Below are 24,410 nucleotides of genomic sequence, written 5' to 3' on the forward strand. Positions count from 1 at the left end.
TGTGACGGAATTTACCCGATGACGGTGCCTTAACCGAGCAGCGGCCGCCATGGATATGGCGGCCGTTGCACTTTTTATTTCTAAGAGTGGAGCCTACTTGGTGGGTGCCTCGGGGTCGGAGTCATCCGATTCCGACTCTTGCCCGGACCCGGTCTCCGTGGAAGTGCCCTTTGAGTCTGAAGCTTCAGCTTGATCGGCGTCGGAGGTTTCGTAGCCGCCGCTCAAAAGCTTCTGCAGGGCGTCATCAACTTCGCTGTCACTTGCCTCGGCAAGGCGCCTACGTTCGGAGAACCCCTTCGGGTCGTCGAGGTCCTCGCCGGTGGGCAGGAGATCCGGGTGGTGCCAGATCGCGTCACGGCCGGCGATGCCTCGCTCTTCCTTCAAGGTCGCCCACAGCGTTGCCGCTTCACGGAGCCTGCGGGGCCGAAGTTCCAAACCGACGAGGGACGAGAACGCGTGCTCGGCCGGTCCGCCGGTGGCGCGGCGGCGCCGCACCGTTTCGCGCAGTGCAGTAGCGGACGGCAGTACCTTGTCAGTGGCTTCCGCTGTGAGCTCGTCCACCCAGCCTTCCACCAGGGCAAGCGCTGTTTCCAGCTTCTCCAGTGCTGCCGTTTGGACCGGCGTGCGTTCAGGTGTGAAGACTCCCTGGGACAGAGCTTCCTGAATTCCTTCGGGGTTGCTCGGGTCAAGGTCCCGGGCGAGGTCTTCGATGCGGGACATATCTATGTGAATACCGCGGGCGTAGGCCTCGATGGCTCCAAGCAAGTGACCTCGCAACCAAGGAACCTGGACGAACAAGCGTGCGTGGGCGGCCTCGCGTACGGCAAGGAAAAGTCGGACGTCGTTCTCCGGAAGGCTCAGTCCTTCCCCGAATTTTGCGACGTTGGCAGGCAACAGGGCCATTTCGAGGTCTGCCAAGGGGACTCCAATGTCAGTGGAACTGACAACTTCCGCTGAAAGTGCGCCGATGGCTTGTCCCAGTTGCATGCCGAAAATGGCTCCGCCCATGTTCTGCAGCATGGATGAGGCCCCGCCCATCATGGACTTCATCTCTTCGGGCATTTGTTGAGTGAGTGCACTGGAAAGGGCGTTGGCGATGCTGTTGGCCACCGGCTCTGTCAGGCGCTTCCATGTGCCCAGGGTCGCTTCAACCCATTCGGCCCTTGACCAGGCCCGCCCGATCAGGCCGGTTGCCGAGAGATCAGTAACGGGGTCCAGCCAAAGCTCTGCAAGCCTGAGGGCTTCGTCAATCTCTCTGGCCTGTTGGGCGTTGACCGAGGGATCGCTACCGGCGGCGGCCACGCGGCGTGCATTTTCGTGGGCGAGTTGCCAGTTCACGGGGCCATCGGAGGTGGAGCTCATCATTGCCTGGACCTGGGCGAACATCTGCTGTAGGAGGTGGGGATCGTTGGGCAAGCCAGCGGCCTTAGCCAGCTCAGCGGGATCGATGTTTCCCATGCCCTGGCCACCCATCAGGTTCTGGAGCATTTCTGCCAGCGGATCCTTGGGGGTTTCGTCGTCGTTGGACGGATTATTGGGGTTGGAAGTCATGGTGCCGCCGATCGTCGAACTGGCTGGTGATCTCTTTCACCGTACCGCGCGGCCGGAAGGCTGTCTGCCCGGAGGAGGTCCCGTTCGCTGTAGGCAAAGCAGCCCTGCAACGTCAGACCGCGTAGTGTTGATGTTTGGTATGTGCCGCCGCTGCCTTTGGCGGCAGGAACCATGGATCCGGTCACGCAATGCCGGCATAGAGAGGCCTCAATGCTTACTTCGCCCAGCCCCGAGGGCTCATTGGACCCGCGTCAGACGCCCGACGCCGATTCCACCTCCGTGCCTACGTCGCCTCCCCGGGATGGCCGGTACATGATCATGGTGATCTCCGGGCTTGTCGCGCTGGGGCTTGGCATCGGTGCGGCAGCGTTGCCTGTCCCGTATGTCATTGAGTCAGCCGGTCCCACTTTCAATACTCTGGGCAAGGACGGCGACAAACCTGTGATCAGTATTTCCGGTCGCGAGTCCTTTCCGGCGAATGGCAACCTTGACCTGACCACTGTTGTCATGACGGGTGGTCCGAAAACCCCGGCAACCATCTTCGACGTCTTCCGGGCCTGGGTGGATCCCTCCAAAGCCATATATCCGGAGGAACTCATCTATCCCAAGGGCACCACGGCCGAACAGACGGTGCAGCAAGGCGAAATTGCGATGGAAACATCGCAGGAGAACGCAGTGGCCGCAGCATTGCGTGAACTCGAAATCCCGTTTGAGCAACGGCTCAACGTCGCGGGACTGTCTGATCCTTCGCCGTCAGCTGGAAAGATCCAGGAAGGTGATCGGCTTGTTTCCATCAATGGCAAAGCGATTACGTCCATGAGCGTGGTCCAAGCAGAACTGGCCGCAGGTGCAGGATCGCCGGTCGTTGTGGGCCTGGACCGGAAGGGTATGGCAGTTTCGGAAACCATAACTCCTACCAGGAACCAGGCTGACCGTTACGTTCTGGGTGTGCTGCTCGCCAGCGACTTCACCTTCCCGTTCGATGTCAGCATTTCCCTGGACAACGTCGGCGGACCCAGCGCAGGTTTGATGTTTGCTCTGGGAATAGTGGACAACCTCACGCCGGGGGATCTCACGGGCGGCAAACACGTCGCTGGCACGGGAACCATCACAGCCGATGGTGCGGTGGGACCTATCGGTGGCATTGCCCAGAAGATGATCGGTGCCCGCCAAAAAGGCGCAACCATGTTCCTCGCTCCGGCTTCCAATTGTGCCGACGTCGTAGGCCACGTACCGGACGGGCTTCAGGTTGTAAAAGTGGAAACCCTTGCAGACGCCACCTCCGCCGTGGAGCGCCTCGGAGCCGGCCAGGACACGGGGAGCCTCCCCACCTGCACAAACAACTAGACTGACGGTGGAACTTAGCTCCACTGCCACTCGTGGCATAGATGACGGCCTCTGCCACCTCCCAGCGGTAGAGATTGTCAGCACGCGCACACCGACTGTTCACTGACACCAATGAGGTACAGAGTTTGTCCCGTCCCGCCAGCTCCAACCCGCCCGGAAGATCACCGCTGAGACGAGGTGCCCTGACGCCGACGCTCATTGTCGTGGCCGTGGCCGTCGTCGGGTTCATTTTCTTCGCCAATGTGTGGACTGACGTCCTCTGGTACCAGCAGCTTGGCTTCTTCGAAGTTTATCTCCGCGAAAACCTCGCCAGGATCATCACATTCATCATTGGCTTCGCCATGATGTTTGCCGCTGTTTTCTTTGCCATCAGGATCGCCTACCGTTCCAGGCCCGTCTATGCTCCGGATGCTGAGGCCCGGGACAACCTCAACCGCTACCAGGCGCAGCTCGAGCCTGTTCGCCGGGTTGTCATGATCGGCCTCCCTATCCTGTTCGGGCTCTTTGCCGGCAGTGCGGCCGCTAGCCAATGGCAGAAGGCACTGTTGTTCTTCAACCAGGAACCTTTCGGTCAGAACGACCCGTTGTTCAACATGGACATCAGCTTCTACCTGATGACGCTGCCGTTCCTTGGTTTTGTCACAGGATTCCTGATCAGCATCGCGGTTGTCGCCGGCATCGCAGGCATCCTGACCCATTACCTTTACGGCAGCATCCGCCTCATGGAACGCGGTATCTTCACCAGCCGTGCAGCGCAGATTCACATCGCCGTCACGGGCGCTCTCTTCCTTGTCCTGCTTGGTATCAACTTCTGGCTTGACAGGTACACGACTGTCCAGAGCAACTCAGGCCGCTGGGCCGGGGCCCTCTACACGGATGTTAATGCTGTTGTACCTACCAAGGCGATCCTTGCCGTGGCCGCGGGCCTCGTTGCCATCCTGTTCATCATTGCTGCAATCATTGGTCGCTGGCGCCTGCCAGTCATCGGTACTGCGATGTTGGTTATCACGGCCATACTGGCCGGTGGCGTTTACCCGTGGGTTATCCAGCAGTTCCAGGTACGTCCGTCGGAGAACACCTTGGAAAAGGAGTTCATTGATCGAAATATCAAGATGACGCGCGCTGCTTATGGTCTGGACAAGATCGATGTCTCCGCCTATAACGCCACTACCACCGCCACCACCGGTGCCTTGGCCGCGGATGCCCAAACCACTGCCAACATCCGTCTCCTTGACCCGAACCTGATTTCCTCCGCATTCGCTCAGCTGGAGCAGTATCGTCCGTACTACCAGTTCCCGCAGACCCTGAATGTCGACCGATACATGGTTGACGGTAAGGTCCAGGACACCGTTATTGCGGTTCGTGAACTGAACCCGGACGGCCTCAGCGCCAACCAGCAGACGTGGGTCAACAGGCACATCGTCTACACCCACGGCTACGGTGTGGTGGCAGCCAAGGGCAACAAGTTCACCGCCGATGGCAAGCCGGAGTTCCTGCAGTCGGGGATTCCGTCCACTGGCGTTCTCGGTAACGATACTTCTTACGAGCCCCGCATCTACTTCGGTGAGAACTCACCTGAATACTCCATTGTGGGAGCGCCGGATGGTGCCCCCAACCGCGAGCAGGACCGGCCGGCGGGCCGCGAAGGCGGCGGGGAGACCCAGTACACCTTCAGCGGTAACGGTGGACCGAACGTAGGCAACTGGCTGAACAGGATTCTCTACTCCATCAAGTTCCAATCTTCCGACCTCCTGCTCTCGGACGGCGTGAACGCGGAATCCCAGATCCTCTACGAACGCAATCCGCGCGAACGCGTTGAGAAGCTCGCCCCGTACCTGACCGTGGACGGCAACGCCTACCCGGCGGTGGTGGACGGCCGCGTCAAGTGGATTGTGGATGGTTACACCACCAGTCAGTACTTCCCGTACTCACAGCCCCAACAATTGCAGAACGCCACGGCCGATTCCCAAACCAGCGCAGGGCGCACAGTAGCCTTGCCGAACAGCTCGGTGAACTACATCCGGAACTCGGTCAAGGCCACCGTGGATGCGTACGACGGTTCGGTGAACCTCTATGCGTGGGATGATCAGGACCCCATCCTGAAGGCTTGGCAGAAGGTCTTTCCCACAGTCATTAAGCCGTACTCGGAAATGTCCGGCGACCTCATGAGCCACGTTCGCTACCCCGAAGATCTCTTCAAGGTTCAGCGTGAACTTCTGGGCCGCTACCACGTGACGGATCCGGACAGCTTCTATCAGAACAACGATGCTTGGAGCGTGCCGAACGATCCCACCGTTTCCGAGGCCGTCAAGCAGCCGCCGTTCTACATGTCCCTGCAGATGCCTGACCAGGAGAAGCCGGCCTTCCAGCTGACGTCATCGTTCATTCCGCAGACTGTCAACGGCAGTGCGAGGAACATCTTGTATGGATTCCTTGCAGCTGACTCTGATGCCGGAAACGAGAAGGGAGTCAAAGCCGATAGCTACGGAAAGCTAAGGCTCCTCGAGTTGCCAACCGACACCCAGGTGCCCGGTCCCGGCCAGGCCCAGAACAAGTTCAACTCCGATCCCACGGTGTCCCAGGCGTTGAACCTCCTGCGGCAGGGTGCATCGGATGTACTTAACGGCAACCTGTTGACCCTTCCCGTGGGTGGCGGTTTGCTCTACGTACAACCCGTCTACCTGAAGTCCACCGGCGAGACGTCCTACCCCACATTGCAGCGTGTGCTGGTTGCCTTCGGTGACAAGATCGGCTTCGCGCCCACCCTTGACGAAGCACTGAACCAGTTGTTTGGCGGAGACTCCGGCGCTTCTGCCGGGGATGTCGCCAACAATGGCCAGACACCGACAGCGCCGCCCGGCACTACGACGCCGCCGGCTGGTCCCACCGATGCCAAGGCAGAACTCAAGGCGGCCCTGGACGAGGCCAACAAGGCCATCCAGGACGGCCAGGCAGCATTGGCTAAGGGAGACTTCGCCGGCTACGGTGCTCAGCAGACCAAATTGTCTGACGCGCTAAAGAAGGCGATTGACGCTCAGGCCCGTTTGGACGCCACTCCAGCTCCAACGGCGACGCCGGGGGCTACTCCCAGCGCGACGCCCGCACCTACGCCGAGCAGCTAGTCCTGTAGGCAGCTGAAAGGCCGGTGCCTGTTCCCTTCGGGGGCGGGTGCCGGCCTTTCGCGTAGGGGGAGATGCAGATCACGTCGCCAGGATTTGGTCTCTCATTCACCGGCCGGTAATGTTGTTCTTGCGACGCGGGGTGGAGCAGTTCGGTAGCTCGCTGGGCTCATAACCCAGAGGTCACAGGTTCAAATCCTGTCCCCGCAACTGGAGAAAAGGTCCGGATCAGTAATTACTGATCCGGACCTTTTGTTGTGCCCTCACCCCCGCGATGGGCGCCCCCTCAGGCCCATCGCTCTCTCACATCCCGACGGGTTGGGCTGGATCCTCTCTCACATCCCGACGGGTTGGGCTGGATCCCCTCTCACATCCCTCTGGCCGGGGTGCTGCGGCAGCTATTGTGTGGGGCTTTAGGGTGCGGGGGAGTGATCTGCGGCACCTTAGGGGCCATATGGTCAGAAGCACCTTGAGGGGTGCGGTAGAGTTGTTCTTGCGACGCGGGGTGGAGCAGTTCGGTAGCTCGCTGGGCTCATAACCCAGAGGTCACAGGTTCAAATCCTGTCCCCGCAACTGGAGAAAAGATCCGGATCAGTTATTACTGATCCGGATCTTTTGTTTAACTGTTCGTCGGGATGCGAGTGCTAGCATCAAACCGGATTCGCTGAGGTATGAAATAGATGGGACGCTCAATGGTCAACGACGACTATGGATTTGGCCTTCAGCGGGAAGTTCTTCAGAGGGATGGCCCGGTGGCCGTGTATCAGCAGGTGGCTGACGTTTTGACGGATCACGTCAGCCGGCTGGAGCCAGGATCACGGATCCCCACGGAAGAGACTCTGATGGACGCCTACGGCATTAGCCGGACCACGGTCCGGAAAGCGCTGGAAACCCTGGTTGTGAAGGGTTTGTTGGTTCGAAGGCAGGGCAAGGGAACGTTCGTGATGGCCCAGCGTCCCGTCAAGATGCTGAACCGCCTGGCGCCGTTCATGGAGACGTTCACGGCGGCCGGCATGAAGACGGTCAAGGGACTCATCGAGTATAAGTGGATGGAGAAGGACCAATCAGTGCCAGCCAAGCTGGTGTCTGACGACAATCTGGTTTTGGTGATCCGGCGTTCCTACTCAAGCGCTGGGTGGCCTTATGCCATTGCGGAGATTTTCATTCCCTCCCACATCGGGCGCCATATCAGCTTGGCGGACGCCGAACGGAACTCCATTTATCAGGTCATTCAGGACAGAACGTTGAAGCCCCTCCACCGGGCTGAAATTACCGTTACCATGCATGCCCCGCCTGAGCATTTGGCAGACGCTTTGAACGTCCGTGGGTTCCCTATGGTCCCGCGCTTGGAACGAACGACGTTGGGCGCGCATGGGGAGGTCCTCGAGTGTACGGTGACCTACTTTCATCCCAAGGGATTCGAAATCCGCGCCGAGGTGGCAACCGACGTCAGCCCCGGCCAAGACACGCTAGGTCCCTTGACGGACCAGATGTAGTGCATGAAAAAACCGGGCCGGATCCACTTCAGGATCCGGCCCGGTTCTGGTTTCAGTCTCTGGGCAGCTTGACCGATCGGTAGCTGGAGCCCAACTTCTTCTTAGAGTTTGTCGAAGTCGGCTTCGTCCACAGTTGCTCCGGTTGATGCGGGGGCGCCTGCGCCAATGGCGGGCTTGGCACCGCCCGATTTCAGGGCCGCAAGGCGGGCTTCGATCTCAGTCTGCTCTCCGAGGTCTTCGAGCTGGTTGAACTGGGCGTCAAGGCTGGAGCTGGCGAGTTCCTGCTGGCCCAGGACCTTGGCCTCTTCGCGACGGATCTTCTCTTCGAAGCGACCTACCTCGCTGGTGGGATCCATGATGTCGATGCTCTTGAGTGCGTCGTGCACCTGGGATTGTGCGGCGGCGGTCTTAGAGCGTGCCACGAGTTCGTTGCGCTTTGCGGTGAGCTGGTTCAGCTTGTTCTTCATCTGGTCAAGCCCGGTTTTGAGCTTGTCCACTACTTCGGTCTGGGAGGCGATGCTCGGCTCAGCTGCCTTTGCCTCGGACTCGGCAGTCATCTGGCGCTGGATTGCCACCTTGGCAAGGTTGTCAAACTTCTGTGCGTCTACGGGATCACCGGCGGCACGGTACTCGTCGGCCTTGCGGGACGCTGCTAGAGCCTTATTGCCCCAGTCCTGTGCGTTCTTGACGTCTTCGTTGTAGTCCGCCTGCAGCATCCGGAGATTGCCGATGGTCTGGGCCACGGCTGATTCGGCCTCGGCAATGTTGTTCGTGTAGTCGCGGACCATCTGGTCCAGCATCTTCTGCGGGTCCTCAGCCTGGTCCAGCAAGGCGTTGATGTTCGCCTTGGCGAGCTGTGAGATCCGACCGAAAATGGACTGCTTAACCATGGTGTTGCCTTTCGTCCTGCTCAGTGGTGCCACTGGAAATCAGTGATCAGTTGTTGTAACGCTTCTATACGGGGCGTTGACCCCGCCTAGTTTGTCTGGCTAGAAGCTGCCGGAGTCTCCGCCGCCAAAGTCGCCGCCGCCGCCGAAGTCGCCTCCGCCGCCGGAGTCGCCGCCGAAGAATCCGCCGCCGCCTCCGCCGTCGTTGCCGCCTCCCCAGCCGCCTCCGCCGCCGTTCAGGATGGAGTTGATGAGGATACCGCCAAGGATGGCACCGCCAAGGCCGCCGCCTCCGCCGCCTCCGCCGAACATCCCACCGCGGCCGTAGCCCTGATCGGCGTAACCGAACTGATCGACGTCGGACTGGGCGAGTTGTGCAGCCTGCGCCGCGAGCGAGTGTGCCTGCTGGGCGTAGGTAAGTGCGGTGACTGGATCATTGCGTGAGATGGAGAGTGCATAGTCAAGGTTGCGCTGGGCCTCGGCCAACCTTGTCCGGGCCTCTGTGCCCACGCCCCCGCGACGTGCAGTGATGTAGTCGGACGTAGCGCTGATCTGTGCCTGCGCCGCCATGATGGTTTGCTGAAGCGAGGCCTGGGCCCGGCGGGCTTGCTCCTGCTGATCGCGGACGCCGGACAAGGACTGATCGAGCGCCTGATGAGCAGACTCCAAACGGCTAAGCGTCGCGATGGGGTCGATCTTTCCGCCCTGAATTTCGGTTTTTACCTGTGCCAAGGCCGCTTCCACCCCGGCCACTGGACCGGCCAGTTCAGGGTGTGCACCGGACTGGATCATTGCCCGCGCCTGTGCGAGGTCCTGGCTGGTTTCTGCCACAGCGCCTTCCAGGGAAGCCCGGGCCTCATCCAGGCTGCCGGCCGTCTTGGAGATGGCATCGATCAACACGTTGGTTTGGTGCAGGCTCTCTTCTGCGGCGCGTACCGCAACAGCAGCGAGGCTGTTTTCGCCGCTTGCCAGCTTCTCCTGGGCAGCAGTTGCAGCGTTCTGTACGAACGCGAGCCGCTCCTTGGCCTGCAAGATGTTGTCGGAGACCTGGGTCAAAGCAGATTCGGCATATTTGGCGCGCAAACCTTCAAGCGACTGTTCCGCGCTGGCGATCTTGGCGTCGGCTTCCCTGGCTCCGGCCGTTACCGCTGCCAAGGCTTGAGGAGCGTTCTTTTCAAGCTCGCGCAGAGAGTCGAAGTCAGCCTTCTGATCTCGCAGCGAAGCCAATGCGGCTTCTGAGCGGCGAATGATCTCGCCGAGCCAACTACGCTGCTGCTCTTCAGTGTCAGGAATGTGGTCATCCAGCTGCTGCTGCAGCTTGAACGACTCCGTCATGTGACCCTTCGCTTCTTCCAGGGCTTTGGTGAAGTTACCAATTGCGGAATCACCATACTGAGCCTGGGCGAAGCCCAGTTCCTGCTCGCTGGACTTGATGGCGTCGTCCGCCTCGATCAACAGTGAGCCGCTCTTCTGGCGCAGTTCCGGAATGGTCAGGCCCGCCAAGGGGTCAAGCTGTTCACCTTGTGGTCCATAGCTGGCGCTGACCGCCTTGGTGCTGCCCTTCTTGCGTCGGTTACGGAGGTACAGATACGTGCCTGCACCGCCGGCCGCTACGACGCCTACGCCGACAAGGACACCGACACCTGCGTTTCCGCTCGGAACGGTACCGCTACCGCCGCCGGCAGCGTCCCCGATGGCAGCCGCTGTGTCGATGGCCGCCTGTGCGAAGTCTTTCTTGCCGCCTGCCAGATTGGCTGTCACGGCATTTTGCGTAATGGCGGACTGCTTGGAGCGGATGGAACTTCCGGAATTCAGTACGAAGGTGTACTGGCCGGAAGCGGCAATTGCCAGGATCGCGTCTGCCTTACCCATGCCCTTGTTCTTGGCTACGGCCTCCGCCCAGGCGGGGGGTTCGGAGGGATTCGTGAAGGAGTCCACAGTGACCACATACAAGTTGTATTTGTGGTCCTTGAGCGTCTTTTGGATCGCTTCCTGAACTTCGCCCTTACGGCTACCCAGAAGATTGGCGTCATCCACAATGTTCTGGCCGGACGGAATGGTCACCGGATCTGCAGCCCAAGCGGAAGTGGCCGGTAGGGCCAACATTCCAGCCAGGCCGATTACGGCGAGTACGCGTTTAACTATTGACCGCATGTGCAACCCTTCAGCACGTCTGCGACTGGAACAAGGCGTACCAATCGTCACAGAATGCTCAGCGCCCCCACGCATGGTGTAAAGCCGCAGGTCGCTGTGGCAATTCCTCTTGATTCTATGGTGCACCCCCGAACCCGTCCACAGGGTTGAATATGCCACCAGCGAAATATAGGAGAGAGCTGGATTGGTGAGCCGTTGAGGGTCTTCTTGAGGGGGCGGCTACCAGCGACGACTTCCTTTCAGCAAGCTCCCAGCGAACGTCCGCTTTTGTTCCAGTTATTGGGTACATAGTGGTTGAAGACGAGGATGAAAGGAAGACCCATGACGGAGAACCCAGCGCAGGGCACTGCACCAGAGAACCGCGAGCCGTCGGAGCCGCGGGACAGCACGGGGGAGCAGGGCGATGCCGGCACCACTCCGCAGCAGCCCGCGTGGACTTCCCGGCAGGAGGCGGGGACCGAAAACCCGGCGCAGCCCACTACTCCGCTGCCTGCCTTCCAGCCTCCCGCCGCTCCGCAGCAGCCGCAGTACTACGGCGCTCCGCAGCCGCACAATCAGTCTTACCAGCAGCATGACCCGTCTCATCGCCCAAGCTACCCGCAGCACCAGCCGTTCTACGGGGGCTCGAATCCGGGACACAATGCCGCTTCCCAGTTCCACAACCAGCAAGGTTTCCAGGAACAGCAGGGGCACAACAGTCCAGGGATGCAGCACACCCCAGGGCACTCTTCCGTCAGCACCAAGCGCAAGCCGGCTTTCGGCGTCGGCACCCTTGTAGCTAGCATGCTGGCAGCGGGTCTGATCGGTGGCGGCGTGGTGGCGGGCAGTAACGCTCTGTGGGATAACCCCGCCCCGGCTGCTTCAACCGGCGGACAATCCAGCACCGTTATCGTGAATAACAAAGATGACGTCAACGTCATTACCGCTGCGGCCGCCAAGGCTTCGCCCAGCGTGGTGACCATCAAGGCGACCAGCGGAAATGAGGGCGGTACTGGTTCCGGCATCATTTTGGATGACCAGGGCCACATCCTCACCAACACCCACGTCGTCACGCTCGATGGCGCCACCGCAAACGCCGCAATTGAGGTCCGCACCAGCGATGGCAAGGTCCTCAAGGCCACTGTGGTTGGCACTGACCCTTTGTCCGACCTTGCAGTCATCAAGGTAAGCGATGCCTCTGGCCTCGTCCCGGCAACGCTTGGTGACTCTTCCAAGATCAATGTGGGGGACACCGCCGTCGCCATCGGTTCACCGTTGGGTCTTACCGGCACGGTGACCGATGGCATCGTGTCCACGCTCAACCGAACCATCAGCGTGGCGTCCTCTGCTGTGCCGGAAGGCACGCCGGATGAGAGCCAGGGCGGAGACGAAGGCTTCCAGTTCGCGCCGCCAAATGGTGGCCAGAGCCAGAGCACAGCCAACGAGGGCTCGATTGCCATCAACGTCATCCAGACTGATGCTGCCATCAACCCCGGCAACTCCGGGGGCGCGCTCGTGAACAGCAAGGGTGAAGTAATCGGCGTCAACGTGGCCATCGCTTCGGCGGGCAGTGGAACGTCCGAATCGTCCAGCGGTAACATCGGCGTCGGTTTCAGTGTTCCCATCAACCACGCCAAGCGCGTGGCGCAGGAGATCATCGAAACCGGTAAAGCCAGCCACGGGCAGTTCGGTGTGTCAGTTCGTTCGAAGTCGTCCTCGGGCAGCGATTCAGGCTTCTCGGTGGGTGCTGAGGTTGCGTCGGTGACCTCGGGTTCTGCTGCTGCGAAGGCAGGACTCAAGGTTGGCGATGTGGTGACCAAGTTCGGCGACTACGCCGTGAGCGATCCCAACCAGCTGACTGCGGCGGTTCGGGAGCAACCTGCCGGTGCCAAGGTCAAGGTAACCATTCAGCGCGGGGGACAGACACAAGAGGTTGAGGTCACCCTCGACGCCGCTCAGCAGTAGCGCTCAGCAGTAGGCGGCCCAGCGGGAGGCAGGAGCAACCCACGACGGCGGACGGCACCTTGGCGGTGCCGCCCGCCGTTTGTGGGTGTCCCGGCACCGCACGCTGCAGCACAAGAGCATCGCGCGTAGCTGAAACAGGGCTTAACGCTGGGAGTGGTTTTCTGCGGGCAATATGCTTAGCTAGGACGAGCCCACGCGCTGGGTTATTCACGGCCACGCTGCTGCGTTTGGCCGTCCACAAGCATGGAAGGCTGCTTCGAAGACAGTGGAAGAGACATTGAAGATTGTCGTTCTGGTCAAGCACGTCCCGGACGCCCAGTTTGACCGGCACATCACCGGACCTGGCAACACGACCGACCGTGATGAGAGCATCTTGTCTGAATTGGACGAGTACGCCCTCGAGGCAGCGCTCCAATTGGCGGAGGAACGCGGCGGACCGAAGGCCGGGAATGAGGTCATTGCTTTGAGCATGGGCCCGTCCGGTGCGGTCAATGCTGTGAAGAAGTCCCTACAGATTGGCGCGTATTCCGGCGTGCACCTCAGCGACGACGCTTTGGCTGGTTCGGATGCGGCTGCCACTTCGCTGGCGCTTGCCGCTGCTATTCGCCACATCTCGGCCGATGGCCGCCCGGTGGACCTGGTCCTGACGGGCATGGCTTCCACCGATGGCGAGACTTCGCTCATCCCGGCCCAACTTGCCGAGCGCTTGCAGTTCCCGCAGGTCACGTTCGCTTCCAGCCTTGAGGTTACGGGTGGCCGGGTCAGCGCCCGCCGTGACGCCGGCGCCTTCTCGGAAACCGTTGAGGCGGAGCTCCCGGCCGTTGTTTCCGTCACGGACCAGATCAACGAGCCCCGTTACCCCAACTTCAAGGGCATCCTGGCGGCCAAGAAGAAGAAGATCGCCTCCCTGTCACTTGCTGACATTGGCGTGGACGCTTCACAGGTGGGCTCGGCTGGCTCCTGGACAGTGGTGGAGTCCGCAGAGGCCCGCCCGCCGCGGACAGCAGGAACCATCATTACCGACGACGGCGACGCCGGCATCAAGCTGGTGGACTTCCTAGCCGCACAGAAGCTGCTCTAAAGGGGACTCGAACTATGGCAAATGCACTTGTTTTCATTGACAACCCGGGATCAGCTCTCAAGAAGAGCAGCCTGGAGCTCCTGACCATCGCCCGCTCGCTGGGGGAGACCGCCGTCGCGTTCACCGGGGAGTTGAACGACGACGTCGCCGCCAGTTTGGGTGCCTACGGTGCCACGACGGTTTACCAGCCGTCGGTGGACGACCTCGACAACTACTTGGTGGGCCCGAAGGCCGCCTACCTTGCCGCTGCTGTAGCAGCATCCGGCGCCACAGCAGTCCTCGTGGACAACTCGCCTGAGGGCAAGGAGATTGCGGGCAGGCTGGGCATTAAGCTCAGTGCCGGCGTCATTACCGACGTCGTGGGTGTTGACGCTGACGGCACTGCGCACAAGTCCGTCTTGGCGGGCTCTTACAACACCACGGCGAAAGCTACTACTCCTGTGACCGTCCTTTCGGTCAAGGCCAACAACGTGGAACCTGTTCCTGCCGGTGCCGCCGCTGCACCGGCAACTGCCACTGTTGAGGTTCCCGCTCATGGCTTGGCGAACTCCGCACGCATCGCAGCCCGCACCGAGAAGCCCGTCAGCGGGCGGCCTGATCTGAGCGAAGCGAGGATCGTGGTTGCCGGCGGCCGTGGCGTAGATGGTGACTTCGGCCCGCTCGAAGAGCTTGCCGACGCCCTTGGCGCTGCTGTAGGTGCTTCCCGCGCCGCTACTGATGCGGGATGGATTGGCCATGATGCGCAGGTTGGCCAGACCGGTGTCACGGTGTCTCCGCAGCTGTACATTTCAGCCGGTATTTCAGGTGCAATCCAGCAGAAAGCTGGAATGCAGACTTCCAAGGTCATTGTGGCCATCAACAAGGACGCGGAATCGCCGGTGTTTGAGATTGCCGATTACGGCATCATCGGTGACCTCTTCAAGGTCCTTCCGCAGGCCACCGCAGAGATCAAGAAGCGGAAAGGCTGATCCCTTTGACCACTGACATCACGTCAGCAAAGAGCCCGTTCGATGCCTCCACGGAGCGCGTTGAGCGGGTGCTTTGTTTTACTGCCCATCCCGACGATATCGATTTTGGCGCGGCCGGGACCATCGCGGCCTGGACGGCTGCCGGCGTCGAGGTCAGCTATTGCATCATGACCGACGGCGATGCCGGAGGCTTCGATCCCGTGGACCGCGAACGGATCATCGAACTGCGGGCTGAGGAGCAGAAGCGTGCTGCTGCTCTGGTGGGCGTTACGGATATCCACTATCTTCACGAACGGGACGGGTATCTGGAGCCGACACATGACGTCATCAAGCAGGTGGTGAAGCTGATCCGGGAAGTCCGGCCGGACATCGTGTTGACCATGCACCCCGAAAGGAACTGGGACCGGCTCCAGAAGAGCCACCCGGACCACCTTGCAGCGGGGGAAGCCGTGACCCGGGCAGTCTATCCGGCAGTGGAGAATCCGTTCGCTTACCCGGAACTGGATGCGGCCGGACTAAAGGCCTACAAGCTACCGTGGCTGTGGTTCATCTCCAGCCCGGAGGCCAGGGAGAACCACTCTGTGGATGTTTCGGATCATGTCGACGCCAAGCTTGACGCCATCAGGATTCATGCGAGCCAGCACCCCGATATCGAGGGCATGGAGCGTGTGGTGAGGTCCATGATGCTCGGCAATGGCGAGCGGGCCGGGCTGCCCGAAGGAGCCAGCGCAGAGTATTTCCACGTTGTCCCAGTCAACGGTTCCACTACGATCGCCGGCTTCTGACGTTGCTGTGGTGTAACCCGTGTCATATGCTTGATCTCGGTTAAATCATATTTATTCGAGGAAGGCAGACTTTGATGGCGAAGACTGCGCAACAACCCGTACTGGTGATTATGGGAGTCTCCGGTTCCGGCAAGTCGACGGTGGCCGGCGTTCTCGCCGGGAAGCTTGGATGGGATCTTGCCGAAGGCGACGACCTGCACCCGGAGGCCAACGTGGCCAAGATGCAGTCGGGGCTGGCTCTGAGCGATGAGGACCGGTGGCCCTGGCTGAGCATCATCTCGGACTGGATCCGTGAGCGCGCGGATGCCGGAACACCGGCAATCATTACGTGCTCGGCACTCAAAAAGAAGTACCGCGACGTGCTCCGCGGCGACAACGTTGTTTTCGTCTTCCTGCAGGGGAGCAAGGACAAGATCTCCGACCGCCTGGCCTCCAGGCATGGCCACTTCATGCCGCCGTCGCTCTTGGAATCGCAGTTCGACGCACTTGAGGAACCCACCCGGGACGAGAACTACATTTCCTTGTGTGTTTCCGCGTCCCCCGCAGAGGAAGCCGACGAAGTTATTGAACGGCTCGGTCTCCGGCCTGTAGGTGCCGGTACCGAAGCGACCGCCTCGTGAAAGTCCTCGATACAGCGACGCAGATACAGGAATGGACGGCCCACGACACGCAACTCCTTGTGGTGGCTGCACTGGGCATTGCACTGATTGTGGTGCTGATCGCAAAGCTCAAACTTCACCCGTTCCTGGCGCTGGTTCTGGGCTCGGCCTTTGTGGGCCTGGCGTCCGGCGTCGAGCTTGGCAAGGTCATCTCCAACTTCGAGGACGGTGTGGGGGGTGTCCTTAAGGAAGTCGGCTTACTCATTGCGCTCGGGGCAATGCTTGGTAAATTGCTGGCCGATTCCGGTGGCGCAAACCGGGTGGTGGATACCCTGTTGGCCAAGGCCAGCGGGAACAAGCTCGTCTGGATGATGACCTTGGTGGCCGTGATCATCGGCCTGCCCATGTTCTTCGAAATTGGGCTCGTCCTGCTCCTTCCGGTGATCGTCCTGGTAACGCAGCGCTCCAAGATGAAGCTGATGCGCATCGCGATCCCGGCGCTGGCCGGCCTGTCCGTGCTTCACGGGCTGGTGCCGCCGCACCCGGGGCCATTGATTGCGATCAGCGCAGTCAAAGCCGAACTTGGCACAACGTTGGCACTTGGCATTCTTGTGGCCATTCCCACGGTGATTATCTGCGGCCCGCTGTTCTCCAGGCTTGCTGCCCGCTGGGTACCCGTCGACGCGCCCGCCGTGGCCGGCGGGATCGACACGCAGCATGCAGTGGACCTCAGCGCGGTCAAACGCCAGCCCTCGTTCCTGGTGACTTTGCTGACCATCATTTTCCCTGTGGTCCTCATGCTGTTGAAGGCCGTGGGTGGAATTATCTGGCCGGACCCGGAGACGGCACCAGCCCTCCGGACCTTCTTCGACTTCGTGGGTCAGCCCTTGGTGGCCATGACGTTGGCTGTGCTTCTGGCCATGGTGACGTTCGGATACGCTGTTGGGTTCACCGGCAGCAAGATCACAGCCAAGCTGGGTGAAAGCCTTGGACCCATTGCGGGGATCCTCCTCATTGTTGGCGCGGGCGGCGGTTTCAAGCAGACCCTGATCGGTGCCGGGGTAGGTGACTCCGTCAAGAAGTGGGCCGAGGGCACCAACATGTCAGTTCTGGTGCTGGGCTTCATCGTGGCTGTGGCGCTCCGACTGGCCACGGGCTCGGCAACGGTGGCCACTGTTACGGCCGCCGGCATCGTGGCACCCCTTGCCAGCAGCCTGAGCCCCACGCACGCGGCTTTGTTGGCACTTGCCATAGGTGCGGGTTCCTTGTTCCTGTCCCACGTCAACGACGCTGGATTCTGGTTGGTCAAGGAGTTGTTCGGACTTACCGTGGGGCAGACCTTCAAGACATGGTCTGTCATGGAGACGTTGATCTCCGTGGTGGCCTTCGGCTTCGTCATGCTTTTATCGCTCGTGTTGTAGCTGCGGAAGCAACTGCTAAATGCCCGACGGCGGCCGTCCCCTGGGTGGGGCGGCCGCCGTCGGGCGTTGGAACGTCAAGAGTCAGGCGCTGAGCCCGACCACCAGCACCGGATCCGTGGTGGGGGCGCTGGAGCCGCCCGTGGGTTCCACCGTGATGGCCACGGACGACGCTGAGGACAAGCCCTTCACTATCGCCGGTTTGGAGAGTGTCTCAGCATCCATGGTGCCCTGCGGTACAGGAGCAGAGCCGTCCTTGGGGAGAGTCCACAACTGGTAGACCTTGCCCTCCGGTGCGGGCGAAACGCCATCCATGAGCACCACAAAGGAATCCTTGGCCGACGATGCGGAAATGGTGGCGGTACCACCGCCGGGAACCGGTGCAGACTTCTTCTGGACGTCCTGGGCCTGGAGTACTTGGTTCACCGGGTCATTTTGTGCAGAGACGTAGGCGCCCACCCCAATGCCACCGAGTGCGATGACCGCTGCGGCGGCGGCGCCCACGATCCACCGGCGTGCGCCACCAACGCGCGTGCGTTCTTCGCGCCTCATCCTGGCGGCAGCGAGGTCATCGACGGCGGGGCTTTCCACTGAGGGAGCCACCGGCTCTGCGACGGGCTGGGCGGCGGCATCCTTGGTGATGCGCTCCAGGATATCGTCGAAGAGACCTGCAGGCGGTTCTTCCTCCGGGGCAAAACTCACGGCAAGGGTCTCGCGGGTTTCGCGTACCCGCTCCAGGAATTCAGGACGTTCGGGGGCGTCCTTGATGTAATGGTCAATCATGGCCCGTTCGTCGTCACTCACGGCGTCCAGGGCGTAGAGTTCGGCGAGTTCGAGGACACGGCCCTCGGCGAGGTCTGTAGCGATGTCGTTGGCAAACATTCTGCGGATAAAGCCTCCACTGGTGTTTTCACTCATTTCAACCCACCCCCAGGCACGTCTTCAGGCGCAGTAGTCCATCACGGATGCGGGACTTGATGGTGGGGACTGCGGCACCGAGATGCTCGGCGACTTCCCGATACGTCAGCCCGCCGTAGTACGCGAGCCTGACGGATTCTCGCTGCGTGTCCGTCAGGGTACCGAGGCATCGGCTGACAGCTTCAGCTTCCAAGTTGGTGTCGGCTTCCTCGGTTACCAGGTCCCGGTCCGGGTCCTGGCTCGCTGCGCCGTACTTGGCTTCCCGGTCAGTTGCCGCTTGCACGGCGCGGACACGGTCAATGGCGCGCCGATGTGCGATAGTCATGAGCCAGGCCAGCGGTGTCCCTGCAGCGCGGTCAAACTTTGCAGCTCCCTGCCAGACCTGGAGATAAACCTCCTGGGTTGCGTCCTCGCTGAGGTCAGGGTCTATCAGGACGCGCCTGGCCATGCCGAAGACACGCCTGGAGGTGAGGCGATAGAGCTCGGCGAATGCCTGCTGGTCGCCTGCTGCCACGAGTTCGAGCAAGAGGGCAAGCTGCGAATTCAGATCAGTCGAAGAGCCTGTAGCTTCGAAGACCGGGGGGCCGGGATTGTTGGGGATGTCCATCACGGTCCAGCATATGTCGTCCCGTTTGAAAGCGGCAGCATCATGGGGTCGCGTCGGCGGCGCGGCGGTGCTCTGACTTGCCGTCATCACCCTGGTCTGCAACGCGCTCACGTAGGCTCCCTCAACGAATGTCCAAGGCAGGAATTGTCCTGCACAAGGTATTCGGTGCCGGGACGCCGTTGGATGGGCTACATCTTGGCGCCGGCAAATCCGTTCTGCCGCCAGGCTTCAAACACGGCGATTGAAGCAGCGTTGGCCAGGTTGAGCGAACGCAGAGAAGGCTTCATGGGAAGGCGGACACGAGCGGTTACGTGTGGATCCTGCTTGAGCCAGTCCGGCAAGCCCACGGATTCGGGCCCGAACATCAGGACGTCACCTTCGCGGTAGCTGATGTCCGTATAGGAGGTCTCGCCGTCGGAGGTGTAAGCGAAAACCCGTTCCGGGGTGAGGGCAGCCCAGGCGGCGTCGATGTCTTTGTGGACAGTAACTACGGCCATATCGTGGTAATCGAGACCGGCACGACGCAACTTGGCGTCGGAAAAATCAAAGCCGAGTGGCTCCACCAAGTGAAGCTCGGCCCCCGTAATGGCGGCCAAACGGATGGCGTTGCCCGTATTGCCCGGGATTTCTGGAGTATGGAAGAGGATGCGGAACACCGTCCCATCTTAGTCAGCCCGTGCGGCTAGGGCCGCGTCCAGAGACGGCACCGCTGTGACTAGTGCATTCCGCGAATCAGCCTGGCCAGGACCGGCACGACTACGGTGTTCGGCGCCGGCCCGGAGCTGAGGAACTGCTTCAGCCCCCTTACCAGCCCCGCCGCGTTGGCTACCTCCACAGCTGTGTTGCTCGATTGTCCCTTGCCATATTGGTCAATGACAGGTTCGTGAAGATTTCCGTCAGGACTGTGAAGGACCACCCATCCGGTGACATTGAGCTCCGGAAAGAGGTCCTGCATATGCCGGACGATATGGCCGAGCTGTGGAGGAGCCACCGAACGACCACCATGGCGCAGCGAATGGCCGTCCCAGGCGTATGCCCCTTTGGGCAGCAGCATGGAACCTATCAGTGCCAATCTGTAGCCGGACAGGACGGCGTGGTCGATGTGGTTGTTGTCCGACGGCGAGCGCAACCCATTGATGAGCCTGGCTGCGGGTATGGCGGGCAGGACTTGCCGGCTGATGAGCTGGACCGTGCGCATTTCGCGTTGGATGCGGGCTTCGGCGCCAAAGATGCCTCGTTTGCGGGGGAGGCCGTGAACCTGTTGGGCCGCTTCCGCCGCTGGGATGAGCGGAACCTCGTTGGGATCATCAAAGGGGGGAACATAGACTGCAGGATCGCCGGCAGTGTTGCGCTGGGCCTGGGGTCGTTTGTGGTTTGCAGTCGCGAAGGGCCCCGGTGCCGCAGCGCCTGTGTAGTCGCCCGCCCGAGGCTGGCTCACATCGGAGGCACCGCGGCCGTACCTTCGGTCGTAGTCGGCCCTGCGTTGGGGATCTATGAGAGTTTCGTATGCGAGGGTCACCCGCCGGAACATCTCCGCTTCTCCGCCGTGATCGGGGTGGGCTTTCCGGGCAGCCTTGCGGTAGGCCACTTTGATCTCCTTGTCCGTAGCGGTGACGGAAATGCGGAGAACCTGATAGTGCGAACTGCTGCCCTCGGCCAAGCACGGGCCCTTCTCTATGATGGTGGTCGCGCCTCTGGAGAGGTGCGGTACTGGCAAGTTTATCCAGCCACTCTGTGAACGTCGGTAACGTGGCGTGTGGTTCCCGCTGGCATAATTCAGGCTGTGAATCCTCCGGCAGCGAAGAACCCATCCATCGCGCCGATGAAGATCGCTGTTGCCATTAATCCTGAGGCATCTTTTGGTCGTCGGCGCAGTGCCGGGCACCAAGCCGCAGAGTACATCCGCGCCGCCGGATGGGACGTCGTCGTACTTGAAGCGGAGAACTATGACGCTTTGCGCAGATCGGTGGACCGGACGCTGGAAACCGGGGTGGAGGCGTTGGTAGTGGTGGGCGGCGATGGCATGGTCCACCTTGGCGTCAACGCGCTCGTGGGGCTGGACTTCCCTCTCGGCATCGTTCCCGCCGGGACAGGCAATGATGTGGCGCGGCTGTTGGCTTTACCGTTGAACGACACCGCGGCCGCGTGCCGTCGGCTACTGCTTGCGTTGGAGACCGGCGGACGGAGGATCGACGCCGGAAGGGTCACCGCTGGTGGTGAGACCACCTACTTCGCAGGCGTCCTGTCCGCCGGATTCGATGCAGCCGTCAACGAGCGCGCCAATTCGTGGAGCTGGCCACGCGGCAGGAGCCGCTACAACCTTGCTATGCTCCGGGAGCTGGGCTCTTTTCGCCGGATCACCTACACCGTGACTGCCGATGGCGTGTTGTGGAGCCAGCCTGCCCTGCTCATTTCAGTGGCCAACGGACAGTTCATTGGCGGGGGCATGAAGATCACCCCTGAGGCGGTGCCCGATGACGGGTGGTTGGACATGTTTGTGGTCAAGCCCCTGTCCAGGCTCCGTTTCCTGGGCGTGTTTCCCAAGGTTTTCGCCGGAAAGCACACCAACCATCCTGCCGTGGAGATCATGCGCGTCCGGAAAGTGCGCTTGGAGGCTGACGGGGTGGTGGCATATGCGGACGGGGAACGAATCGGCCCATTGCCGGTGGAGGTGGAGGTGGTTCCTGCTGGTTTGCGGGTTCTCGCCTAGTGCGTCCGTCTATGAGTGAGTCCTCAAGCGCGCTTCCGTACTGACGCAGCCTCGCTGCGACGGGCAGCTAGACTCGATCGCGGTGGCAGGCGGGTCGATCGGCGCGGTCCCCACACCATATTCCAGAGCGCACGGCAAGGAGACATAGTGGCGAGCAACGTTCGACGACGACTGGCCGGCTTGGCTGCCCTCGGAACCGCCGGTGTCCTGCTGGCAGGCTGCAGCGTCAACGTCCCTGACCCTACTGCGCCTAAGTCGTCGCCGTCGGTCTCCACGCTGGCGACGCCCACCATCACTCCAGGACACGACGCGGCCGCGGTGGCTGCGAAGGACTTGCCGCTTGCGGCAGGGAGCACGTTGGCTGCGGGGGAGCCCGTGACAGTTTCCACACGGTTGGAGGAGGTTCCCGGTTGGTCGGTGGTGCACTCCGGCCTGCAGGGCGAAAGCAGATACAAGAAGGCTGACGGTTGCACCCTCGCAGTCCGCGTGAGCGTGAATCAGGGCCCGCTGGTGGTGGCCGCTGACGACGTCGCCTCAACCAAGGAATTGTTCACCTACCTCAACGTTGGTGCGCTGGACGGCCTGAAGCCGGCGACTTTGCGTTGGGGAGAAGGATCCGATAAACCACAGCGTAGCGTGGAGTTCCTGAGCCTGGAGTCTTCGGCCGCATCCGGCGGTAAGCCTGCCTTGGTCCTGGCCAGGTTGTTCAGCGCCCCCGCGTCCTCCGTCTATGTTTCCCTGTCGTGCCCGGACGACGCAACGTTGAGCGCCGCCCGTGCGGAAACTGTGGCCCAGCTCGTTGTGGTACCGCCGTCCTGACCCTGCCTTTCTTGGCTATTCCGCTAAAGCAACGATTCTTATTTTTAGATATATCTTTGGTGTATGGGCACGTCCGAACTCCCGTGGATCCGGAAAATCACTGCTGTTGCTGCCTTGGGCGATGAAAACCGCCGCAGGCTATATGAGTACGTTCTGAGTGCAGGGGAGGCCGTCAGCCGGGATGGGGCGGCCTTGGCACTCGAGCTGCCCCGCAGTTCGGCTTCCTTCCATTTGGACCGTTTGGTCCGCGAAGGGCTCTTGCGGGTTGAGTTCAGGAAATCCCCTGAGAAGACAGGGCCTGGGTCGGGGCGGCCATCAAAGCTCTACAGGCCCGTCATGGACGAGGTGGGCGTCTCTGTTCCTGAGCGGCACTACGACCTCGCCGGTCACCTCATGGCCGCGGCGATCACGCGCTCTCAGGCCGACGGTGTGCCGGCGCTGGAAGCGATGCGCGATGTCGCTGCAGCTGCAGGGCGCGAGGTTGGACGCCCTGGCCATTTCCTGGGTGCACTCTCGGAACTCGGATACGACCCCTCGCCGGACGCTGCCGGGGGATACCGCCTGCTCAACTGTCCGTTCCATCGCTTGTCGCGGGACCACACGGAAGTGGTGTGCGCAATGAACGGCGCGTTCCTCAGCGGTGCTGCTGCGGCCTCCGGACTCATTGCCGGCATCATCGTGCCGGATCCGGACCATGGTCCGGGACACTGCTGTGCGCGCATCAATGCCCTTGGTAAGGAATCCTGAACGCCAGGCATCGGTAGAATTACAAGGTGCCTGTATACCTTGACCACGCCGCAACCACGCCCCTGTCGGCCGAAGCGCTCGCTGTGATGACGCGCGAGCTGGCGCGGACCGGTAATCCTTCGTCGCTTCACGGTGCGGGCCGCCGCGCGAGGCGAGCGGTGGAGGATGCCAGGGAGGCGCTGGCGGCGGCTGCCGGGGCACACCCATCCGAGGTCATTTTCACCTCAGGCGGGACGGAAGCGGACAACCTGGCGGTGAAGGGTCTGTTCTGGGCCAGGCGGGACGAGAATCCGCGCCGTACACGCATCCTTTGCTCCGCCGTCGAGCACCATGCGGTCATGGATACCGTCGAATGGCTTGTAAGGCATCAAGGTGCTGACGTTGTGTGGATTCCGGTAGACAGCGACGGCGCTGTTCGGCTGGAGGTCGTCCGGCAGGAAATCGAACGCGATCCCGAATCAATTGCCTTGGTCACAGTGATGTGGGCCAACAATGAAGTAGGTACCATCCAGCCGGTGACGGAGATTGTGGAGCTGGCAAAACCGCATGGAGTCCCGGTTCACTCCGATGCCGTCCAGGCTTTCGGATCGATTCCCGTGGACTTTCGTGGCTCGGGACTCTCTGCAATGTCCGTTTCGGGGCACAAGCTTGGTGGTCCGGTGGGGGTCGGCGCACTTTTCCTGGGAAGGGCCGTGAAGCTGACGCCGGTGCAGCACGGCGGCGGGCAGGAACGCGATGTGCGCTCGGGAACACTGGACACTCCCGCAATCGCCGCTTTTGCCGCAGCCGCGGAGGCTGTCACTGCAAACCTGCCCGTTGAAAAAGAACGTCTCAGTTTGTTGCGCGACCGCCTTATCAACGGAGTACACGATTCCGTGCCGGGCGCGGTGCTGAGGGGTGCTCCCGGGGACGGGCGGCTGCCGGGGAACGCCCACTTCACCTTCCCTGGTTGTGAAGGCGACTCATTGCTCTTTCTCCTGGACCTGGCAGGCGTTGAATCCTCCACGGGTTCGGCGTGCACGGCAGGGGTGCCACGGCCTTCGCACGTCCTCCTGGCAATGGGCCTGGATGAAGATACTGCACGCGGCGCCCAGCGCTTTACGCTGGGGCACAGTTCCACCGATGCGGATGTGGACGCGCTCTTGAAAGCCCTGCCCGAGGCGTGCTTAAGGGCCCGGCAGGCCGGAATGGCCGGTCATGAATCCAGCATTCAAACAGCAGCGACGGTGGCTCGGCAGGCCTCGTCGGAACCTTTCTAGC

At 61.5% G+C, this 24,410-nt stretch carries 20 protein-coding genes and 2 tRNA genes; 15 read left to right on the plus strand and 7 right to left on the minus strand.

Annotated features, from left to right (window positions below; all coding sequences use genetic code 11):
- Window positions 1–93: 93 nt before the first annotated feature.
- Window positions 94–1,551: a zinc-dependent metalloprotease gene (locus HAV21_RS01820; RefSeq protein WP_166840096.1), complete on the minus strand. Its 1,458-nt coding sequence runs from the start codon at window positions 1,549–1,551 to the stop codon at window positions 94–96.
- A gap of 210 nt (window positions 1,552–1,761) precedes the next feature.
- On the opposite strand from HAV21_RS01820, the gene HAV21_RS01825 reads away from it, so the two are divergent.
- The 5 genes from HAV21_RS01825 to HAV21_RS01845 all read left to right on the plus strand — a co-directional run bounded on the left by HAV21_RS01825 (window position 1,762) and on the right by HAV21_RS01845 (window position 7,513).
- A complete protein-coding gene (locus tag HAV21_RS01825; RefSeq protein ID WP_142938523.1) occupies window positions 1,762–2,898 on the plus strand; it encodes a S16 family serine protease in 1,137 nt (378 codons plus the stop codon).
- A 125-nt stretch (window positions 2,899–3,023) separates the two neighbouring features.
- Complete coding sequence (locus tag HAV21_RS01830) at window positions 3,024–6,020, plus strand: UPF0182 family protein (RefSeq protein ID WP_142938524.1); 2,997 nt, start codon at window positions 3,024–3,026, stop codon at window positions 6,018–6,020.
- 133 nt (window positions 6,021–6,153) lie between these two features.
- Window positions 6,154–6,227, plus strand: a tRNA-Met gene (locus HAV21_RS01835).
- 289 nt (window positions 6,228–6,516) lie between these two features.
- A tRNA-Met gene (locus tag HAV21_RS01840) sits at window positions 6,517–6,590 on the plus strand.
- Between the two features lie 107 nt (window positions 6,591–6,697).
- Window positions 6,698–7,513 carry a GntR family transcriptional regulator gene (locus tag HAV21_RS01845; protein ID WP_223940558.1) on the plus strand — a complete coding sequence of 272 codons (816 nt, stop codon included), beginning with the start codon at window positions 6,698–6,700 and terminating at the stop codon, window positions 7,511–7,513.
- A gap of 101 nt (window positions 7,514–7,614) precedes the next feature.
- Here the strand turns inward: HAV21_RS01845 and HAV21_RS01850 are convergent, their stop codons facing one another.
- Together HAV21_RS01850 and HAV21_RS01855 are read right to left on the minus strand one after the other, a co-directional pair.
- Entirely contained in the window at window positions 7,615–8,403 is a 789-nt protein-coding gene (locus tag HAV21_RS01850) for a PspA/IM30 family protein (protein WP_142938525.1), read from the minus strand.
- A 99-nt stretch (window positions 8,404–8,502) separates the two neighbouring features.
- A complete protein-coding gene (locus tag HAV21_RS01855) occupies window positions 8,503–10,554 on the minus strand; it encodes a TPM domain-containing protein (protein WP_187697141.1) in 2,052 nt (683 codons plus the stop codon).
- Window positions 10,555–10,875: 321 nt separating this feature from the next.
- On the opposite strand from HAV21_RS01855, the gene HAV21_RS01860 reads away from it, so the two are divergent.
- From HAV21_RS01860 to HAV21_RS01885, 6 genes are all read left to right on the plus strand, one after another.
- On the plus strand, window positions 10,876–12,498 hold the full coding sequence (locus tag HAV21_RS01860; protein WP_166840098.1) for a trypsin-like peptidase domain-containing protein: 1,623 nt from the start codon (window positions 10,876–10,878) through the stop codon (window positions 12,496–12,498).
- Between the two features lie 277 nt (window positions 12,499–12,775).
- Window positions 12,776–13,579 (plus strand): electron transfer flavoprotein subunit beta/FixA family protein, encoded by an 804-nt coding sequence (locus HAV21_RS01865; protein WP_142938528.1) that lies wholly within the window; start codon window positions 12,776–12,778, stop codon window positions 13,577–13,579.
- A gap of 14 nt (window positions 13,580–13,593) precedes the next feature.
- A complete protein-coding gene (locus HAV21_RS01870; RefSeq protein WP_166840100.1) occupies window positions 13,594–14,547 on the plus strand; it encodes an electron transfer flavoprotein subunit alpha/FixB family protein in 954 nt (317 codons plus the stop codon).
- Between the two features lie 5 nt (window positions 14,548–14,552).
- The gene (locus HAV21_RS01875; protein ID WP_166840102.1) at window positions 14,553–15,332 is read left to right on the plus strand and encodes a PIG-L deacetylase family protein; all 780 of its coding nucleotides are present in this window, start codon (window positions 14,553–14,555) and stop codon (window positions 15,330–15,332) included.
- Window positions 15,333–15,406: 74 nt separating this feature from the next.
- A complete protein-coding gene (locus HAV21_RS01880; RefSeq protein ID WP_142938531.1) occupies window positions 15,407–15,952 on the plus strand; it encodes a gluconokinase in 546 nt (181 codons plus the stop codon).
- Entirely contained in the window at window positions 15,949–17,352 is a 1,404-nt protein-coding gene (locus HAV21_RS01885; RefSeq protein WP_142938532.1) for a gluconate:H+ symporter, read from the plus strand. The genes HAV21_RS01880 and HAV21_RS01885 overlap by 4 nt, the downstream gene beginning before the upstream one ends.
- An 81-nt stretch (window positions 17,353–17,433) precedes the next feature.
- Here the strand turns inward: HAV21_RS01885 and HAV21_RS01890 are convergent, their stop codons facing one another.
- From HAV21_RS01890 to HAV21_RS01905, 4 genes are all read right to left on the minus strand, one after another.
- Window positions 17,434–18,267: an anti-sigma factor gene (locus HAV21_RS01890; protein ID WP_166840104.1), complete on the minus strand. Its 834-nt coding sequence runs from the start codon at window positions 18,265–18,267 to the stop codon at window positions 17,434–17,436.
- Between the two features lies 1 nt (window position 18,268).
- The gene (gene sigK / locus HAV21_RS01895) at window positions 18,269–18,985 is read right to left on the minus strand and encodes an ECF RNA polymerase sigma factor SigK (protein ID WP_142938534.1); all 717 of its coding nucleotides are present in this window, start codon (window positions 18,983–18,985) and stop codon (window positions 18,269–18,271) included.
- 77 nt (window positions 18,986–19,062) lie between these two features.
- On the minus strand, window positions 19,063–19,530 hold the full coding sequence (locus HAV21_RS01900; protein ID WP_166840106.1) for a tRNA (cytidine(34)-2'-O)-methyltransferase: 468 nt from the start codon (window positions 19,528–19,530) through the stop codon (window positions 19,063–19,065).
- Window positions 19,531–19,589: 59 nt separating this feature from the next.
- Window positions 19,590–20,534: a J domain-containing protein gene (locus HAV21_RS01905; protein ID WP_166840108.1), complete on the minus strand. Its 945-nt coding sequence runs from the start codon at window positions 20,532–20,534 to the stop codon at window positions 19,590–19,592.
- A gap of 123 nt (window positions 20,535–20,657) precedes the next feature.
- Between HAV21_RS01905 and HAV21_RS01910 the strand changes: the two genes are divergently transcribed.
- From HAV21_RS01910 to HAV21_RS01925, 4 genes are all read left to right on the plus strand, one after another.
- Window positions 20,658–21,584: a YegS/Rv2252/BmrU family lipid kinase gene (locus tag HAV21_RS01910; protein WP_223940552.1), complete on the plus strand. Its 927-nt coding sequence runs from the start codon at window positions 20,658–20,660 to the stop codon at window positions 21,582–21,584.
- A gap of 147 nt (window positions 21,585–21,731) precedes the next feature.
- Window positions 21,732–22,403, plus strand: coding sequence for a hypothetical protein (locus HAV21_RS01915; protein ID WP_223940551.1), 672 nt, complete (start codon window positions 21,732–21,734; stop codon window positions 22,401–22,403).
- A 63-nt stretch (window positions 22,404–22,466) separates the two neighbouring features.
- Window positions 22,467–23,150 (plus strand): helix-turn-helix domain-containing protein, encoded by a 684-nt coding sequence (locus HAV21_RS01920; RefSeq protein ID WP_166840110.1) that lies wholly within the window; start codon window positions 22,467–22,469, stop codon window positions 23,148–23,150.
- Window positions 23,151–23,176: 26 nt separating this feature from the next.
- Window positions 23,177–24,409, plus strand: a complete 1,233-nt coding sequence (locus HAV21_RS01925) for a cysteine desulfurase family protein (protein ID WP_166840111.1) — start codon at window positions 23,177–23,179, stop codon at window positions 24,407–24,409.
- The last annotated feature ends 1 nt before the right edge of the window (window position 24,410 follow it).

Source organism: Paenarthrobacter sp. MSM-2-10-13, from assembly GCF_011605365.1.
Taxonomy (GTDB): domain Bacteria; phylum Actinomycetota; class Actinomycetes; order Actinomycetales; family Micrococcaceae; genus Arthrobacter.